At 35.8% G+C, this 19872-nt stretch carries 14 protein-coding genes; 11 read left to right on the top strand and 3 right to left on the bottom strand.

The window, feature by feature from the left end:
* Positions 1-127: 127 nt before the first annotated feature.
* Positions 128-994, bottom strand: a complete 867-nt coding sequence (locus R2Q59_RS12170; RefSeq protein ID WP_316769296.1) for a transglutaminase-like domain-containing protein — start codon at positions 992-994, stop codon at positions 128-130.
* A 44-nt stretch (positions 995-1038) separates the two neighbouring features.
* Here R2Q59_RS12170 and R2Q59_RS12165 point away from each other — a divergent pair, with 44 nt between their 5' ends.
* The 3 genes from R2Q59_RS12165 to R2Q59_RS12155 all read left to right on the top strand — a co-directional run bounded on the left by R2Q59_RS12165 (position 1039) and on the right by R2Q59_RS12155 (position 4970).
* On the top strand, positions 1039-1821 hold the full coding sequence (locus R2Q59_RS12165; RefSeq protein WP_410478929.1) for an O-methyltransferase: 783 nt from the start codon (positions 1039-1041) through the stop codon (positions 1819-1821).
* 303 nt (positions 1822-2124) lie between these two features.
* Entirely contained in the window at positions 2125-2487 is a 363-nt protein-coding gene (locus R2Q59_RS12160; RefSeq protein WP_316769292.1) for a BlaI/MecI/CopY family transcriptional regulator, read from the top strand.
* A 2-nt stretch (positions 2488-2489) separates the two neighbouring features.
* Positions 2490-4970 carry an N-acetylmuramoyl-L-alanine amidase gene (locus R2Q59_RS12155; RefSeq protein WP_316785685.1) on the top strand — a complete coding sequence of 827 codons (2481 nt, stop codon included), beginning with the start codon at positions 2490-2492 and terminating at the stop codon, positions 4968-4970.
* Positions 4971-5032: 62 nt separating this feature from the next.
* Here R2Q59_RS12155 and R2Q59_RS12150 read toward each other — a convergent pair whose 3' ends face one another.
* On the bottom strand, positions 5033-7207 hold the full coding sequence (locus tag R2Q59_RS12150; RefSeq protein ID WP_316785684.1) for a penicillin acylase family protein: 2175 nt from the start codon (positions 7205-7207) through the stop codon (positions 5033-5035).
* A gap of 249 nt (positions 7208-7456) precedes the next feature.
* Positions 7457-8587: a BamA/TamA family outer membrane protein gene (locus R2Q59_RS12145; protein WP_316785683.1), complete on the bottom strand. Its 1131-nt coding sequence runs from the start codon at positions 8585-8587 to the stop codon at positions 7457-7459.
* A gap of 396 nt (positions 8588-8983) precedes the next feature.
* Between R2Q59_RS12145 and R2Q59_RS12140 the strand changes: the two genes are divergently transcribed.
* The 8 genes from R2Q59_RS12140 to R2Q59_RS12105 all read left to right on the top strand — a co-directional run bounded on the left by R2Q59_RS12140 (position 8984) and on the right by R2Q59_RS12105 (position 19858).
* On the top strand, positions 8984-9964 hold the full coding sequence (locus R2Q59_RS12140) for a deoxyhypusine synthase family protein (RefSeq protein WP_316785682.1): 981 nt from the start codon (positions 8984-8986) through the stop codon (positions 9962-9964).
* Positions 9965-10267: 303 nt separating this feature from the next.
* A complete protein-coding gene (locus tag R2Q59_RS12135; RefSeq protein WP_316769280.1) occupies positions 10268-11560 on the top strand; it encodes a c-type cytochrome in 1293 nt (430 codons plus the stop codon).
* 47 nt (positions 11561-11607) lie between these two features.
* Positions 11608-14712 carry a TAT-variant-translocated molybdopterin oxidoreductase gene (locus R2Q59_RS12130; protein ID WP_316785681.1) on the top strand — a complete coding sequence of 1035 codons (3105 nt, stop codon included), beginning with the start codon at positions 11608-11610 and terminating at the stop codon, positions 14710-14712.
* Between the two features lie 22 nt (positions 14713-14734).
* Positions 14735-16207 carry an NrfD/PsrC family molybdoenzyme membrane anchor subunit gene (gene nrfD / locus R2Q59_RS12125; protein WP_316785680.1) on the top strand — a complete coding sequence of 491 codons (1473 nt, stop codon included), beginning with the start codon at positions 14735-14737 and terminating at the stop codon, positions 16205-16207.
* A 2-nt stretch (positions 16208-16209) separates the two neighbouring features.
* Entirely contained in the window at positions 16210-16746 is a 537-nt protein-coding gene (locus tag R2Q59_RS12120; RefSeq protein WP_131551188.1) for a DUF3341 domain-containing protein, read from the top strand.
* Positions 16739-17326: a cytochrome c gene (locus R2Q59_RS12115; RefSeq protein WP_316785679.1), complete on the top strand. Its 588-nt coding sequence runs from the start codon at positions 16739-16741 to the stop codon at positions 17324-17326. Before R2Q59_RS12120 ends, R2Q59_RS12115 begins: the two co-directional genes overlap by 8 nt.
* A 14-nt stretch (positions 17327-17340) precedes the next feature.
* The gene (locus tag R2Q59_RS12110; RefSeq protein ID WP_316769264.1) at positions 17341-18570 is read left to right on the top strand and encodes a quinol:cytochrome C oxidoreductase; all 1230 of its coding nucleotides are present in this window, start codon (positions 17341-17343) and stop codon (positions 18568-18570) included.
* A gap of 61 nt (positions 18571-18631) precedes the next feature.
* On the top strand, positions 18632-19858 hold the full coding sequence (locus R2Q59_RS12105; RefSeq protein ID WP_316785678.1) for a cytochrome c oxidase subunit II: 1227 nt from the start codon (positions 18632-18634) through the stop codon (positions 19856-19858).
* Positions 19859-19872 lie beyond the last annotated feature (14 nt).

The following is a 19872-nucleotide window of genomic DNA, read 5'->3' as shown; positions in this document are numbered from 1 at the left end:
TAAGTTCCTAAACCCGATTGAAGTGTAAATACTTTTTTGGAAAATCTTATAGGTTTGATGGAAAAAGATTGAAACGAAAAGCGGGATTTACGTTCCCAAGAACTACTGCCACTGCTTTTCAAAAACCTTAAATCGTATTCTCAGCCAGAATCTCTTGCAACTGTTTTAACTCTTCAACTTTATCTGCAGCACCTAAATTTTCATAAGCAGAAATTAAATTGCGAATAATACGACGAATGATTTCTGTGTTGCTGCAAGGCGAATAAAATCCTGGTTGAGGTTCTAAATTTAATTGACGTAAAAATTGGTCGACATCATGTTTACCGAAAATAGCGCCTTTATTGAAAGCATTGATGTAAAACAAAACGCCATATTCTTTTTCAGCATTGCTCTCATCTATGTATCCCAAAATAAAATGCTGCGGTAAATTAACACCATAAACAGGAATGTCTAGTTTTTGAGCAAGCGTGGCATATATAATAGCCAATGAGATTTGATTTCCTTTTTTGCTTTCTAAAACCTGATTTAGATACGAATTTTGTGGGTCGTGATGGTTTTTGGTGTTGCCGCTAAATCCATATTGGTTATAAAAAACGTGGTTAATGAGTTTAATCTTCTCAATAGAACTCATTTCGTGTTGCATGCCAATCCAAATCTCACGTTTAATATCTTCAATCTGATTAATGATAGCTTGTTCATCCAAATCAGGATATTGATAGCGGTTAATTACCAAAGCGCCTTGCAAAAGGTCGAACGCACCGCTTTGATACCATAAGTTTAAATCTTCCTTAACGTTATTAAATTGAATAGTGTGAACAATATTTTCTATACGCTCTTGTAATAAAGTATCTAAAGATTGTTCCCAGGCACTTTCTAAATAAATGATAACCTCATTGCCATATTCTAACAGGCGCTGTTGCACATGCTGATAGATTTCTTCATCAGGATCGTCTAATAATTTAACTAAGGCACTAATTTCTGCAAGATTTTCCATTAAAAATGCATATTACAATTTTCAGTTTAGCTATTTTTGCGGCTATGGTTTTTCAATTTGCTATCGATTATCTAAAGCATCGCCTCACTGCAAACAGTAGACACGGAACGCACTCGCCGTTTGTATATAAGTTAACTGATGAGGTAATTTACGACTTTTTTGAGAAAAAAGTATATGAGGCTATTGAGGCACAGCGAAAAAAACTTTTAAATGACGATAAGTTAATTACAGTTACCGATTTGGGTGCTGGGTCTCACCTGAATAAAAACCGTACAAAAAAAGTAAGCCAGATAGCAAAAAATGCTTTAAAAGCGCCACGTTTAGCACAGCTGATTTATCGTTTGGCGGAAAACCAGCATCCATCAAATATGATTGAGCTAGGAACTTGTTTGGGTATTACAAGTGCGTATTTAGCGAAGGCGCAACCAACAGCAAAAGTATTAACCATTGAAGGTTGCCCAGAAACTGCTGCAGTTGCTAGCCAAAATTTTGCTGATTTGAACCTAACAAATATCGAATTACAGGTTGGAAATTTTAACGATTTGTTGCCAAAGGCGATAACAAACTCTGAGACACTCGATTTTGTATATGTAGATGGAAACCATACTAAAGAAGCTACTTTAAACTATTTCAATTGGTGTCTGCCTAAAATCCACGAAAACTCACTACTGATATTTGATGATATTTATTGGAGTGAAGGAATGAAAGAAGCTTGGCAAGAAATCAAAAACCATCCTCATGTTACGGTTACCGTAGATTTGTTTTGGATTGGTTTAGTCTATTTCAAAAAAGGCCAAGCTAAAGAGCATTTCAAGATTAAGTTTTAAGTTCGTTTTTCGTTAATCGTCTATCGTCATATTGAAGGTCTACCGACCGAGATATCTACATTAAACCGCATACGGTTTAACTGTGCTAAGCACCATCTTTCATCCTTTGTCATTTCGAGGTACGAGGAATCTCTATGAAGAATTTAGATTATTAGATTTTTTTAGATTCGCAATAACAAAATTACTAGCGATTATTAAATTATTTTACTGATAATCAGCTATATAGCTTATTATAACTGTTTTTTCAATTATATAACGTAAGAACCAGTTGTAAAACTGAATGTTTAGTTATATCTTTAGTTTATGGAAGAATTAACTAAAGCTGAAGAACGCATCATGCAAGTTTTGTGGAAACTGCAAAATGCATTTGTTAAAGATATCATTGATGAGTTAGAGGAAGAGCCCAAACCTCCTTATAATACCATTTCCTCCATTGTTAGGCTTTTAGAAAAGAAAGGCTACGTAAGTTACAAAGCTTATGGAAAAACCTATGAGTATTTTCCAGCCATTACAAAAGAAGACTATACCAAAACAACCTTCTCTAAACTATTTGCAGGTTATTTCGATAATTCGCCCAGCAGCTTATTGTCATTTATGGTAAAAGAAGAAAAATTAAGTGAGAAAGATATAGAAGAGTTAAAAGCATTAATCAATAAACAATCCTGATTATGGAACTATTATATTACTTCTTAAAGGTTAGTACTTGCACGATGTTGTTTTTTGGGTTCTATCTTGTGGTGCTAAGAAAACTCACCTTCTTCAAGATCAATCGCTTTTATCTGTTATTTACATTGATGATTAGTTTCATCATTCCTACCTTACATTTTACAGTAGAGCGTGAGTTGTCACAAGCACCTATTATCAGTACGGCCCAGTTCCCTTTAGACACAGAGATTTCAGAAGTAGGCTACCAAACACCAATTATTGTAGGCAATGTACAAGCTTTGGAAGAAAAATTTGATTATTATTCGCTGTTACCATACCTGTACTTATCTATAGTTATTGGGTTGTTACTTTTTGCCAGCTGGCGATTGTTGCAATTGGTTAAACACACGAGGAACAGCGTTGAGGAAATCAATGGGTTGAAGATTGTTCCAAAGGCAAAAGGCTTTACCAACTGCTCATTTTTCAACTATGTTTTCATCGATGAAAAAAGTCTGACAGAAACCGAACTCAACATCCTGCTTAAGCACGAAGAGGTACATGCCAAACAGCTCCATTCTATTGACAAAATTATTTTGATGATTATAAAAGCAGTTTTATGGTTTAACCCGATAGTTTATTTGTATGACAAAGCATTGGAAGAAGCACACGAATACGAGGCTGATGATGCCACTTCACAGAACTTTGGCACATCTGAATATGCTGGGCTATTATTAAGGCTGGCCATAAGCAAAAGCGAAATGCCATTAGTGCACAACTTTGTGAAAAGTCCAATTAAGGAAAGAATAAAGATGTTGTTTAATTCAAAATCAAAGAATATGAAAAAACTAATGTACTTGTTGGCATTACCTATCGGATTAGGTTTGTTATGGGGTTTTACGGTTGATGTTGTTGATGTTTTACCCATAGCCAAAACTGACGATAAAACATTTACCCTTGTGTTAGATGCCAGCCATGGAGGCAAAAATTTAGGCGCAACAGCAGGTGGTTTTACTGAAAAGGACATAACCCTAGTTATGGCAAAAAAGATAAAAGTAATTGCTGAGGCAAAAGGCTTAAAAGTCGTACTAACAAGAAATACTGATGAATATATAAGTATAAATGATAGAGCAAAAGCTGAAGGTACTATACTACTTTCATTACACGTAAACTCATCGCCTAAAGCGACAGCGAATGGAATTGAGATGATAACATCGGGAAGCTATAATAACGATTTAAAGCTCCCAAAATCAAACAGTATTACCTATTATTTATACAAGGAGTTAAAAAATATAACAGGGATTAAAGTCAATAACAAACCAAAGCTTAGCAATATTCTATTGCTTAATCAATCGCCAATTCCAGGTATCCTATTAGAAATGGGTTATTTAACTAATAAAAGTGATTTTGATTTCATTACTAACGAAAAGAAACAAGATGAACTGGCAAAATTAATTGTAACAGGTATTTTGGTTTACAAAGAAAGCCTACCAGCCGCGGAAGAGATGCGAGCTAAATTTCAAAAATCTCATGAGGAGTTTAATGTTAAATATACAACATGGAAAAATTCTGAATTATATAAGAAATTAACAGCTGAGTCTAAAAAATTTAAAGCACAAACATTAATAGGAACTATTAATTCATTGAATTATGTGCAAATTGGCGGTACGCCAACCTTAGACGGATTTATCTTAAAATCTAATAATAAGTTGTATCGCATTTATACTGGTAGGAATGAAGTACAATCTCTTTCAATTAAAACTGGCGACGAAGTAAGTTTGTATGCACCAAAAGCAGAAGTTTGGTTTGATTCTGAATACCCAGCAATTAAACCTAAAAATTTAACTGTTTTAAAAAGCGTTGGTGTAACTCCTGCAAAGTTAGAATCCAAACCAAAACTAATATCCTCCGCAACAATGAATGTCGACACAAAAAATGACATCACTTACATTAAAAAAGGGGTTATGGAGATTGGAGATGCCAAGTTAGAAGCAGAAGATATAACTTGGGATACGAATAATGGGATAATTACAGCAAAAAGTGCAACCTTAACCTCAAAAAATGGAGATAAGCTTGTGTCTAAATCTATCATCTATGATGTAAATAAAGGAACTTATAAAGCGATTGCTGCGACTGGGAATAGTGGATTAAAATCATCGCCTTATGTGGTTAACAAATCACCAGAAGTTGAAAATCCAACTTTTTCTATTGCCTATCAGTTACTAAAAGGATTAAAAACTAATAACGATTCTTTAAAAATCAATATTATGCTGGATAAAATTTTATTAGTAAGTGGTAAAGTAAGCATAAACGTAGATGGATATTCTTTAACAGGAAGGGTAATGCAAGCGGAAAAAGGCTCTAATCTTATTACTGCTCATCTAGCAACTCTTACAGATAAAAATAGCGTTAAAGTAAGTGGGGATGTAATAGAATTTGACTTGATTTCTAAGAATTATAAGGTAACTAAACCAATTGGTACTGCTTATATGTTTATGAAGAACTAGCTTTTTGCCTCATGGGCAAATAGAATAATTCATTATTGTCTATGTGGCTATGTGGCTGTCGTTTACTGCCCAGGTTGATAACTTCTCTCCACGTGTTTCAAAACATCTTCTTTATAAAACAATACATCTTTAAACTCACCTTTAGTGTACATTAAAGCTTGGTCTGTAGAATGTTTGGAGTTAGGGTCTCCGCTATTTCCGCCAGCTAAAATAGATTTCGCTTTTATTCTTTTTCCAAATTCAACAACACAAACAAAGCTATTGCCACTATAACCATAACGTTTGTTGGTTTTAAACGGGTTACTAATATAAGAACCTAACTGACCCCACATTGCAGAGCCAAATCCAACTGGTAAACTTGGTGCATTATCATCATATTTTTCTCTAATTGCACCAGTCAACCGTTGAAATCTATTCACCTCTCCCCAAGCAATTTGCCACTTACCAAAACGTTTGGTTAAATCTGCCATTGTTACCTTCAAAGGATCTAATAAATCATTTGGTCTGGCGCTTTTAGCAAATTCTGTTGTTGCCTCCACCTGGTCTTTATCTCCTGGATTAATGTAAACTTTGCGAATTGCCGAGTTTAATCTTGGAGCCCACTCCATCGCCAAAGTGGTAGCTTCAGATAACTCACCTGAGCGATAATCCCAATTTTTAAGAAGAGAAATAGGTGCTTTTAATTCTTCAATTAAAGGATCGCTTTGAGGTAATTGAGCATAAGCTTTTAATAACGCTGGCACTAAAACTTCAAAACCCGGCATATAAGGGTCATAACCAGTTGCAATAACCTTTTCTAATGTATATTTCATTGGCCTGCTTAGCAATTTAACGGCTGCAACTCCTCTAAAGTTCTCTCCATCTGGAGCCATATAAGTCGGGTAGTTTGCTTTTATAGGACTGTTTTTTCCTGCTGAGCTAAACGGGGTTGAATTACAGTTTTGTAACCAACCATTTGTAGGATTATAAACATGCACCATATCTTTCACATTGTGCAAGCCTTTCCAAGCAGTGGCTGATGTAGAACCATCAACAACATCACTCCAGTTATATTTTGTATCTCTTATTGGAATAAAGTTGCCGTGCCAAAAGGCGATGTTCCCTTGAGCATCTGCGTAAACCGTATTGTTAGAGGCATTAGCTTTTAAATCCATCGCTTTTTGATATTCCTCAAAACTCTTTGCCTTTGTGCGTATCCAACTTTGAACCAAGCTTTGGGCATTTCTGTTTTTTGCTTTTAAACTGATCCATTTGCCTTCTCTCATCGCCATAACCGGACCATTATTGGTAAAGTAGGTGGTAAAGGTTTTGGTTTTTAATGTTGTGCCTTCCAAGTAATGAATGTTTATCTTTTTCTGTGTTACAGGAAACTTCTTTTTATCATATTCATAGAAAAAACCTTTATCAGTTTTAGAAATTTTCTCTGCGTACATATCAGCAATGTCAACATTGTTTGAGGTATGCATCCAACCCAAGTTTTCATTAAAACCTTGGTAAACAAAAAACTGGCCCCAAGTTACCGCACCATAAGCGTTCAAGCCTTCTTCGCTTTGCATTTGTACTTCTGGCCTAAAATAAAAGGTAGTATGCGGATTGATATATAAAATGGAATTTCCAGACTCTGTCATGCTAGGCGCAAAAGCAAAGCCATTTGATCCGCTATGCTGGTCTTTAATTACAGGTACATAAGCAGTTGGAGAGTGGTCGCCTGTGTAAAATTTCTTTAATTCCTCAATTGTTAAGTCTGCAGTATTAATAGCGCCAATACTTCCGTCGGTCCACATTAAAGGAAACCAAGGCTTAAACCTAGTTAGCAATGCAGGTTTAACTTTTGGATTTTTATATAAGTAATAGTTGATGCCAGCGGCATAAGCATCTAACAATTTTTTAAAGGAAGGTTGTGCCTTGGCATAATCCGCTTTTGCTTCTGTGCTATCAAATAACAATCGAATTTGTAAATCATTAAACACATCTTTTTCACCGTTTACCTCAGCAAGCCGACCTAATTTTTCGATATAGTTTAACTCCACACGCTTAAAATCATCTTCACATTGTGCGTATAACAAGCCGAAAACCGCGTCTGCATCCGTTTTACCATAAACGTGAGGTATACCCCATTTATCTCTTATAATATTTACCTTTTTAGCTTGTGCTTGGTAAACTGCAATTTCTGCGGGTGTAAATTTTTGGGCAAAAAGCTGGAGCGGTAATAAGAGTAAAAGGAATAATTTTTTCATATAAATGATAATTGAGCACAGCTGATTAAAGCCAAATGCGAATAAGGCTAAATTGTAAAAATTTTCTAAGAGTGACGAATTAATCTTTAGAGATTTTGTCATTCAGAGCGCAGCGAAGAATCTATTGATTAGAATTCCATTTAAGAGATTCCTCCGAAGTCGGAATGACAAAACGCGTTAGGTATTCAACTTATCAGCATCAATTTCATTTTGCTAAGCCCTCCCTTTTGGGGAGGGTTGGGTGGGACCTTAAAAAGCTTCCGCTAAACTAATATACATTCCACTTTGGCGTTTTTCACCAGCTTTTTTCTCGCCAACACCATAATCTAAACGAACACTTAAACCTTTAGCGGTATCAAAGAAATACCTTCCACCAAAACCATAATCAGGTTTTAAATCATGTAAAGAGAAATTTCCATTGGCGAAAACTTTCCCTCCGCCAGCAAAAGCAACAATGCCAAACCTGTTCATAAAGCGATAACGTAGCTCAGCTTGGGCAGCGATTAAATTCTCATCGCGGTAGCGACCAGTATAATAACCACGCATCATTTCATCATTACCCAATTGAGGTAATAAATAGAAAGGTGTTTTGGTTCCTTGAACTGTTTGATATAATCCCTGAACAGCGAAAACTACTTTTGGCGCTAACGACCAGAAATTACGCACATTAACTTTTATCTGACTTCCTGTAAAATTACTTCCCTCATAAATGTCTGGTGCATATTGATAGGTTACTCTTCCAAAAAAGCCTTTTGTCGGGTAATTGTTAGAGTTTCTTGTATCGTAACTTTGAGATACGCCTAAATACATTACCGTACCACCTGCCCTATCATATAAAATAGGAGAAGTACTGTAAATTCCGCCAGCAACCTTATCTGTGAAATTGTAATCTTCAAAACCTACTGAAACACCAGTGTACGCATTCTTAATAAATGTTTTCTCAGCATCAAGCTGGATTTTCATCAACTGTTGCACCAATCTATCTTCATCTTTTTGATTGGTATTATTCCCTAAACCATAAAAGTTAAATGGCGTTTTTCTAAACTTAACTTCTCCAATAAAATGATATTTATTACCTGGAGTCCAAGCATCGCCTTTTAAAGTTAGGTTATACGTTTTTTTGGTTGAGTAAGATGCCGTTCCAGAAAAGTTAGAACTACGGTTAGTTGTGTCCTTCCTATCCATGTAGAATGAATAAAGTGCACCAAGGCCGAACTCGAAGCCTGTTTCTTGTGCATAACCCAAAACAGGTATAGGCATAAAACTAGCTTTACGTGTAGTATCCTTTTCGTTAGATAATAACTTTTGAATTAATTTTTTTTGTGCCCAAAGCGGATTGGACAATATAATAAGAGATAAGAATAGTAATATTTTTTTCATTGCTACAAATGTAGAATAATTTTACTTTGACAATCTTTTTTTAGATTGTCAAAGTTTGATGCGGTCCATTTGTAAACTTTGTCAATCTGTAGAAGATTGACAAAGTAGATGTTCATTTTTTTTGCAATTGCAATGTGCGTTAACGATTGAAGCGGCATCCTTTTTGGCTGTCATCCTGAGCGCCTGCCTGCGGTAGGCAGGTAGTCGAAGGACAGCCAAAAAGATACAGCGGAAAGCGTGTTAAAACGCCCAAATTCAGTTTCCAGTTTCGCCAGATGAACTAATGATACTAATGAACCAATGAAACCAAATGAACCAATGATACTAATGAACCAATGAACTTTTGCAGTTAACCTAAAAACTGTACTTTTGCAGCCGAACAATAAAAATATAGAAATGAGTACGACAAGAGGACCGATATCGAAATTTATGGAGACTAACTATCTTCATTTTAACGCTGCGGCGATGATGGATGCAGCTAAAGGTTACGAAACCCATTTAGATGAAGGTGGAAAAATGATGATTACCCTTGCGGGTGCAATGAGTACGGCAGAATTGGGTATTTCTTTGGCAGAAATGATTAGACAAGATAAAGTTGCTATCATTTCATGTACAGGTGCAAACTTAGAAGAAGACATCATGAACTTGGTGGCACATTCACATTATAAACGTGTTCCAAACTACCGTGATTTAAGTCCGCAGGATGAATGGGATTTATTAGAAAACCATTACAACCGTGTAACTGATACTTGTATTCCTGAGGAAGAAGCATTCCGTCGTTTACAAAAACATATCCATAAAATATGGAAAGATGCAGATACAGCAGGCGAAAGATACTTTCCACATGAGTTCATGTATAAAATGTTATTGAGTAGCGATTTGGAGCAATACTATGAAATTGACCCAAAAAATTCTTGGATGTTGGCAGCTGCCGAAAAGAATTTACCAATCGTTGTTCCAGGATGGGAAGATTCTACGATGGGAAATATCTTCGCATCTTATGTAATGAAAAGCGAGTTAAAAGCAACCACAATGAAAAGTGGTATCGAATATATGGGTTGGTTGGCAGATTGGTATATCGCAAACTCTGCAGGTAAAGGCATTGGCTTTTTCCAAATTGGTGGCGGTATTGCAGGAGATTTCCCAATTTGCGTCGTACCAATGTTATATCAAGATATGGAAATGGAAAATATTCCTTTCTGGAGCTATTTCTGTCAGATATCTGATTCTACAACTTCTTATGGTTCTTACTCTGGCGCAGTGCCAAATGAGAAAATCACTTGGGGTAAATTAGATATCCATACACCAAAATTCATAGTAGAATCTGATGCAACAATTGTAGCGCCATTGATTTTTGCTTGGATATTGAAGATGTAATAGTCTGGATAATGGTCTATAGTCCATAGCTTGTGGCTATTAACTATTGGCAAATTAAGTTCCAAATTTTTTTGCAAATGATAAGCTTAAGAAAATCAACAGTTTTTAAAAATTGTTGGTTTTTTTACGTTTAAAGCTGAAATTTCAATAATTTAGAATGATTATAAATTGTATTTCACTGTCATTAATATGTCATTGGTAACTTAATAAATTTTACTTTTGTTCAAATCTTTAAGAGCGATACCAGTCACAACATCGTCTAGATTTAAAATTTATTTCAATAAAAAGCATAAAACACTCATTATGAGGAATATCTCATTATTTTTTAAGAAAGTTTCAAAGTCGGCATTGGTTTTTGCTGCTTTATCTTTTTTAATAGTAGCTGGAGCGCAAGCTCAAACTGACCTAGTGGAAGGCAAGACTTTATTTAAAAGTAAATGTGCTTCTTGTCACGCATTAGATCATGACGGAACAGGCCCAGCGTTAACAGAATTGGTAAAAACACTTGATGATTCGTTTTTAATTCCTTGGATTAAAAATAATCAAGCTTTAATTGCGTCTGGCAATAAACAAGCGATCGAAGCGGCAAAGTTAAAGCCATCAGAAATGACAGCTTTCCCAACTTTAACAGATGCACAGGTTTTAAACATCGTAGCTTATGTTAAAGAAGGTGAGCCAAAAGTGGCAGTAGTTCCTGGCGCAGAGGTTAAAGACGAAGGTACTTCAGCTCTTTCTATCTTGGGTATCGTTGCAATTATCGTACTATCTATTATTGTATTGGTTGTTTTAGGCCGTGCAGTAAAAATGTTAGAACGTTTAATTCTAGAAAAACAAGGTATTGTAGTTGTTGAAGAAGAAAACGTTTCTTTAGCCGTAGGTGTTAAAGGATTATTCAAAAACAAGAAGTTTGTATTCTTTTTTGTATTGTGTTTGGTAATGGTATTGGGTTCATTCGGTTGGATGGGCATGTGGGAAACAGGTGTTCACACAGGTTATCAGCCAGTACAGCCAATTAAATTCTCTCACGAATTACACGCTGGTATCAATCAAATCGATTGTCAATATTGCCACACTGGTGCGTTTAAATCTAAGAACTCAACTATTCCTTCTTTAAACGTTTGTATGAACTGTCACAAAAACGTACAGGCTAGAAAAGAAGATGGTCAGATTTCTCCAGAGATCATGAAGATTTACAATGCTTTAGGTTACGATGCTGATAAACAGACATACGATAAAACTAAAGAAAAACCAATTGAGTGGGTACGTGTACACAACTTGCCAGATTTCGCTTACTTCAACCACTCTCAACACGTAGTAGTTGGTGAAGCAGCTATCCGTAAAGAAAAAGGCCTTAACCCTAAAGATCCAGTTTGTTTCGCTTGTCATGGTCCAGTTAACACAATGGAAGAAATTTATCAGTATTCGCCATTAACAATGAAATGGTGTATCAACTGTCACAAAGACGCTGATATTTCTGATAAAAAAGATGATGCCTTCTATACCAAAATCATTGAGGCACACGAGAAAATCAAAAAAGGAGAAAAAATCACCCCAGCAATGCTAGGTGGTTTAGAGTGTGGTAAGTGCCATTATTAATTAATAGAGTTTAGTAAGAACGTTCGATAAACAGTAATATAGCTTAAATGGAAAGCAATAAAAAATACTGGAAAGGCTTAGAGGAGTATAAAAACACTCCCGATTTTGTTGAAAACAACAAAAACGAATTTGCAGAGCCACTTCCAATAGAAGATGTTTTAAGTGAGGCAGGATTAAGTACAGTTACACCACGCCGAGACTTTTTAAAAGCCTTAGGCTTTGGGTTGGGTGCAGTAACTTTAGCCGCTTGCCAAACAGCACCTGTAACAAAATCAATTCCTTATTTAATTAGACCAGAAGAGGTTGTTCCAGGTATTCCAAACTTCTACGTTTCGACTTTCAAAGGTCAAAGCGTATTGGTAAAAACAGTAGTTGGTCGCCCTATTAAAATTGAGGTTAATCCAAATGCAGGTGTATTTAGTACTGGTACTGATGCACAAGCACAAGCTTCTGTTTTAGATTTATATGATGTATCTAAATTAAAAAATCCTTTACTTAAAAAGGAAGAAAAGACTTCATGGTCTGATATAGATACTTTTGTTAAAGGCGAATTAAATAAGGCACAAGCTTCTGGTAAAAAGATTCGTATTGTTTCTTCTAGCTTAAATAGCCCATCGGCTAAAGGAGTTGTTGCAGATTTTGCTGTTAAATATCCTACTACAAAATTAGTACAATACGATGCGGTATCTTATACAGGTATCATCAAAGCAAATGAAAATAGCTTTGGTAAAGCAGTATTGCCAAAATATAACTTCGATAAAGCAGACCTTATTGTAAGTTTCGGTGCAGATTTCTTAGGAACTTGGATCAGCGGAGAAGAATTTACTGCTCAATACGTTGCTAATAGAAATTACAAGTCACTAGAGAAAAAGAAAATGTCTCGCCACTTCCAATTTGAAGCTGGAATGAGTCTAACAGGTACAAATGCTGATACCCGAGTTCCAATTAAATTATCGGAAGAAGGACCAGCATTAATTACCTTATATAATGCAATTACAGGCGCAAGTTTGGCGGGCGGTTCATTAGGTAACAATGTAACAGCAGATAAAGCTTTAAAACTAGTTGCAAAAGAACTATTACAGAACAAAGGAAAATCTTTAGTGGTTTCTGGTTCTAATGATGTTTCTACTCAGATTTTAGTAAACGCCATTAACTCGGCTATCGGCAGTTATGGTACTACAATTGATTTAGATAATGCTTGCAAACGTTATGAAGGTAATGATGCAGAATTTGCTGAATTGATCAATGAAATGAATAGAGGCGAGGTTGCAGCTGTTTTCTTCTTAAATTCAAACCCAGCTTACGATGCAATTGACAGCAAAGCATTTACTGATGCATTAGCAAAAGTTGCCTTAAAAGTATCTTTCTCAGATAGAGATGATGAAACTGCTGGTCTTTGTGATGTTGTTGCGATTACACCTAACTATTTAGAGTCATGGGGCGATGCAAATACTTACGAAGGATTTTACTCAATCGTTCAGCCAACCATCAATCCAGTATTTAACTCTCGTCAAGCAGAACAAAGCTTATTAATTTGGTCTGACGCAGCTGTTCAAGATTACTATCAATATGTACGTAACAATTGGGAGAAAAACATTTTACCAGTTGTAGGCAAAACTTGGAACGATTTATTACAAACAGGTGTATTTAGTGCTACTGCTAAAACTGCAGGTGCTTATACATTCAGTATGTCTTTAGATGCTGTTGCTTCATCAATCGTTGCAAGTAGCAAAGCTTTAGCGGCAAAAGGTAATGACGGATTAGAATTGCAAGTTTACGAAAGCATTCCAATGCGTGATGGTAAACATGCCAACAATGCATTTTTACAAGAATTACCAGATCCAGTTTCAAAAGTAACTTGGGATAACTATATCGCTCTTGCTCCTAAACAAGCAGAGAAATTAGGATACAAAGAATTTGATATCTTAACTGTTAAAGGCGAAAAAGGATACACAATTGATCTTCCAATTTTAATTCAACCAGGTCAAGCAATGGGAACTGCTTCTATTGCCTTGGGTTATGGACGTACTAAAACTGGTAAAGCTGGTAACAACGTAGGTAAAAACGCTTTCCCATTTGCAAGTTTCAGTAATGGCACATTAAAATATGCTACTACAGTTACTTTATCATCAACTGGCGGAAGAGAAGAATTAGCTCAAACACAAACTCACTATTCTTTTGAAGGAAGAAATATCATTCGTGAAACTACTTTAAAAGATTACTTAAAGGATCCTGCTGCAGGTTCTGGTAACCACCATAAACATAAAGTTTACGATTTATGGACTACCGATAAATATGAGAAATTAGGTAATGACTGGGTAATGGCAATCGATTTGAATGCTTGTACTGGTTGTGGTTCTTGTATTGTTGCTTGTAACGTAGAAAATAACATCCCTGTTGTAGGTAAAGATGAGGTTCGTAGACGTAGAGAGATGCACTGGTTGCGTATCGATCGTTATTACAGCTATAACCAGGAGCCTGCTGCACACGCAGAAGCTGCTCACGGCGGTCACGAAGAAGGTTCTAATGCAGTAACTAAAGAGAAAGAAATTGCGCATTTGGAAGAAAATCAAATGAACAATGTATCTGTAGTTCACCAACCAATGATGTGTCAACACTGTGATCACGCTCCTTGTGAAACAGTTTGTCCGGTATTGGCTACAGTACACTCATCAGATGGTTTAAATCACATGGCTTATAACCGTTGTGTAGGTACACGTTATTGCGCAAACAACTGTCCATATAAAGTTCGTCGTTTCAACTGGTTTAACTACTGGAATGATTCACGTTTCGATAACTATTTAAATAATGAGTTTACACAATTAGTGTTAAATCCAGATGTTACTACTCGTTCTAGAGGGGTAATGGAAAAATGCTCTATGTGTATTCAACGTATCCAAGCTGGTAAATTAACAGCTAAAATGGAGAAACGTGCTTTAAAAGATGGAGATATCAAAATGGCTTGTCAGCAAGCTTGTTCTGCTAACGCAATTATCTTTGGAGATAAAAATGATCCAAATTCAGAAGTTGCAAAAGCATTGAAGAGCGAACGTATCTACTATGTTTTAGAGGAAATTAACGTACAACCAGGTATTGGTTATATGACAAAAGTTAGAAATATAGATTCAGAAACTAAAGAAGTACACGCGTAAGCAGTACTTAGCAATATAAATTATGTCAGGACATAACGAATCAATTTTAAGAGAACCATTAATTACTGGTAAAAACATCACGTACGCACAAATGACGGATGAAATTTTACTGCCAGTAGAAAACAAGCCGAACAGGGCTTGGTGGATTGGATTCATAGTAGCACTTTGTGGTGCAACACTTTGGGTAGTTGCAGTAAGTTATACCTTCTGGTTCGGTATCGGAGCATGGGGATTAAATAAAACAGTGGGTTGGGCTTGGGATATTACCGGTTTCGTATGGTGGGTAGGTATTGGTCACGCAGGAACACTAATCTCTGCTGTATTATTGCTCTTCCGTCAGAATTGGCGTAACTCAATTAACCGTTCAGCAGAGGCGATGACCATTTTCGCCGTTATCTGTGCCGCAACTTACGTAGTATCTCACATGGGTAGACCATGGTTGGCTTATTGGGTATTACCATTGCCAAATCAATTCGGTTCACTTTGGGTTAACTTTAACTCTCCATTGGTATGGGATATGTTTGCAATCTCAACCTATTTCTCTGTATCATTATTATTCTGGTACACAGGTTTATTACCAGATATTGCAACAATTAGAGATAGAGCTGCAGGTGTACGTAAAAAAGTTTATACTATTCTTTCTTTCGGATGGAATGGTAACGTTAAAACTTGGCAACGTTTTGAAGCAGTATCATTAATTTTAGCAGGTATTTCAACTCCACTGGTACTTTCGGTGCACACTATTGTATCAATGGACTTTGCAACCTCGGTAATTCCGGGATGGCATACAACCATTTTCCCTCCATATTTTGTGGCAGGTGCAATTTTCTCAGGCTTTGCGATGGTATTAACCTTATTATTGGTTGTACGTAAAGTATTAGGTCTAGAGAATTATATTACCATGTTCCACATCGAATCGATGAATAAAATTATCATCTTAACAGGTTCAATTGTAGGTGTGGCTTATTTAACCGAGTTCTTTATCGCTTGGTATTCTGGTTCAGAATATGAGCAATATGCTTTCATTAATCGTTCAACAGGGCCATTCTGGTGGGCTTATTGGATGATGATGACATGTAACGTAATCTCTCCACAACTTTTATGGTTCAAGAAAATCCGTACAAATATTGCAGCTACCTGGATTTTATCAATCGTAGTAAACATCGGTATGTGGTTCGAGCGTTTTGTAATTATCGTAACCTCATTACACCGTGATTATTTGCCATCAAGCTGGACAGACTTTACGCCAACTTGGGTTGACGTGAGTGTATTTGTTGGTTCAATTGGTGTATTCTTTACTTTGTTCTTATTATTCTTAAGGGTATTACCATCTATCGCAATTGCAGAGGTAAAATTATTATTAAAGAGTGCAAGTGAGCAAGCTAAGAAAGAATTGATTGAAGAAGGACACTTAGATAAAGAGCAAGTTGCAGACTATGTAGAGTCTTTAGAAAAGTTTGATAGTGTTAACCTAGAAGATTACGCAAAAAAATAACAATGAGTAATATCAAATATATTTTAGGCAGTTTTGGTGATCCTGACGAGATGATGCATGGCATCGATAAGTTACAGGAGAACAACATCAAAATACATGATGTATATACGCCTATGCCTATTCACGGCATCGAAGCAAAATTGGGAGTTAAAAGATCTAGATTAGATATAGCCGCATTCTTTTTCGGAATTACCGGAACAATAACAATGTTAAGCTGTGTTTTTCTAGCAACAACTGTAGATTGGCCAATTAACATTGGTGGTAAAACCCACTTTGCATTACCAGATTTTATTCCAATTACTTTTGAGTTAACTATTCTATTTTGTGCTTTTGGCCTTGTAGGATCGTACTATGCATCAACCCACTTGTTTCCGGGAAGAGCACCAAGAGTGATGGATTTGCGTGCAACAAACGATCGTTTTATCATCGCTATTGATGCTAAGGAAAATGCGGAACACGCAAAAATTGACGAACTATTAAAAGGCGCAGGTGCTTTAGAAGTAAAGCATAATGAAAGGAAGTATATCAGTTATGAATAAGAAATATATAGTTTACGCTACATTAATCGTACTTGTTTCTGTTGTTATGCTTTCGGCATGCAGCGATAAAAGAAGTACTGGTTTAGAGTACGCAAGAAATATGTATGATCCGATTGCTTATAATCAAGATCAACCAAACAAAAACTTTGCAAACGGAGCAACGGCTCAAACTCCACCAGCTAACACAGATCCAATTGGGTTTGTGAAATATGAACTGGCTAATACTAAAGAAGGTTATGAAGCTTCTGCAGCGTTAGTTAATCCACTACAATTAACAGAGCGTAATTTAGTAGAAGGCAAGCACTTCTATACTGTATTCTGTTCTCCCTGCCATGGAGAGAAAGGTGATGGTCAAGGTCATATCGTAAAATTGGATAAAGGTATTTCTGGAGTTCCATCTTACCACGCTGCTGATGCAGTATCGTCTCGTGGTGGAGTAATGAACACTATGCCAGCTGGAAAAATCTATCATACTATTATGTATGGTTTAAATGCAATGGGATCTCATGCTTCACAACTAACTCCAACTGAAAGATGGAAAGTGGTGATGTATGTTCAACAATTACAAAAAATAAAATAAGAAAAGCAAATTAAATGGGAACTCATCATTATAATTTAAGTGAACAATTTGAGTTTACAGGAAAGGTTAAAGCCTTAAGCATTATCGGTATCCTTGTGGGTATTGGTGCTATTGCTTATGGTTTTATGGGAGATGAAGTAAGTCACGAACGTACTTTTGCCAACCTGTTACTTATGGCATATTATTTTGCCTGTGTATGTATGTCTGGAGCTTTCTTCTTAGCTGTTCAATTCGTTGCACAAGCAGGATGGTCTGCCTCTATTCTTCGCGTACCTCAAGCAATGGCTAAAACTTTGCCAATTGCTGTAATCATTTTATTGGTTGTTGTAGGCTTAGGCTTGTACACTCATAACTTGTATCATCACTGGAATGCACCAGGATTAACTGACCCTAATTCTCCACATTACGACAAGTTAATCGATGGTAAATCTGCATTTTTAAATGTGCCATTCTTTATGGGAAGACAAGTAGTTTTCTTAGGTGCATATAGCTTATTTGCTTATTTTGTTACTAAATGGTCTTATAATGAAGACTTAAATGGAGGATTAACTTCTTACCAAAAGAGCTTTAAATACTCATGTATATTCTTAGTTATCTACGGATTTACTACGCCGATATTTGCATTCGATACGATCATGTCACTAGAAGCTCACTGGTTCTCAACCATGTTTGGTTGGTATAACTTCGCTGCAATGTGGGTAAGTAGTTTAGCTACAATTGCTGTAATCATTATCTTGTTAAGAAAAGCTGGTTATATGAGTTGGGTTAATAATAGCCACTTGCACAACTTAGGACAGTTTATCTTTGGTTTCTCTATTTTCTGGACTTATGTATGGTTTGCTCAATTCTTATTGATTTACTATGCAAACATGTCTGAAGAGACTGTATATTTCTACAAACGTTTCAATAACTACGAAGCTTGGTTCTATATTAACTTAATCATGAACTTCTTATCACCATTATTATTGTTAATGGATCGTGACAATAAGCGAAGTGAGAATGTTTTATTGGCAGTATGTATTGTTGTTCTTTGTGGTCACTGGGTAGATTATTACCAAATGATCATGCCAGGTGTATTTGAGTTTGGGACTAAAGATGGTGCTGGTTTCGGTATCATTGAAATTGGAACTGCTTTAGGGTTTGTTGGTTTGTTTACGTTTACTGTATTAACTGCTTTAAGCAAAAAACCATTGATTGCTAAAAATCATCCGTTTTTACAAGAAAGTTTAAACCACCATTTGTAATAGATAGGTTTAAGATTATATAATTTAATATTAAAAAAGTACCACGTACTAATTTAAGAAAATGAGTTTAAAAAAATTAATAGGTAATAAAACAATGGCGGCTTTAGCAGTATTAATTACTGTGTTTGCAAATACCAGTGCTTTCGCTCAAGAAGCAGCCGCTGCCGCTACGGCTAAACCAGTAGATATGGGACCGATCTATAAATCGACCTTATTCTATATATTGCTGTTCTTGTTGTTGTGTTTGTTCATTGCAATAGTTGGTAAGGCATTAAGAGTTTATGAATTAACGCAAGAAACCCAAGGCAAACAATCAATTAACTGGGACAAAGTTAATGGAATACTTTTCGCCGTATTTTTAGTAGTAGGTTTATACGGTGTATATTGGGAATATACAGTGCATGGTGATATGCTTTTACCTGAGGCAGCATCAGAACATGGCGAGAAGATTGATCAAATGTTTAACATCACATTGATTATTACAACTATTGTATTTATTTTAACTCACATTGCATTATTTGCTTTTGCATATTTCTACAAAAGTGATTCAAAAAGAAAAGCTTATTACTACCCTCATAATAATTTAATTGAAAAAATCTGGACATTTGTTCCTGCTGTTGTATTGACAGTATTGGTATTAATGGGTTTCTTAACATGGAGATCAATATTCTATAAAATTGAAGATCCAAAAAACAAACCTTTAAGCATTGAAGTAACTTCTTCTCAATTCCAATGGGACATTCGCTATCCTGGAGCTGATGGTATTGTAGGTAAAAAGAGCTACAAAAAAATAACAGCTATTAACGCTTTAGGTATTGATTTTGCAGATAAGAACAGTTTGGATGATCAAATTGGTGATGAGATTGTTTTACCAGTGAATAAGGCAGTACGTTTTATTCTAACTAGTAAAGATGTATTACATAGTTTTTACATGCCTCATTTTAGAGTGCAATTAAATACTGTTCCAGGTATGACTTCTTATTTCGAATTCACGCCAACCATCACTACAGAACAAATGAAGGTTAAAACAAACGACCCTAGTTTTAAATATTTATTGCTTTGTGCTAAAATTTGCGGAACAAACCACTATAATATGCAGAAACCTGTAAGAGTTGTTACTCAAGCAGAGTATGATGCTTGGGTTATTAAACAAACCCCTTACCTAACAAATGATTTAAGAAAAGCATTTAATCTTCCTGTAATTGCTGAACCAGTTGCAGCACCAGCAAAAGCTGATACAACTGCAAAGGATACTGTAAAAACAAATCAAATCGCTTTAAAAAAATAATAATACTGGAGAGC

It is taken from the genome of Pedobacter frigiditerrae, assembly GCF_032678705.1.
GTDB lineage: Bacteria > Bacteroidota > Bacteroidia > Sphingobacteriales > Sphingobacteriaceae > Pedobacter > Pedobacter frigiditerrae_A.
Note: the sequence above shows the minus strand (reverse complement) of the source record. Positions and strands in the feature narration are given on the sequence as shown.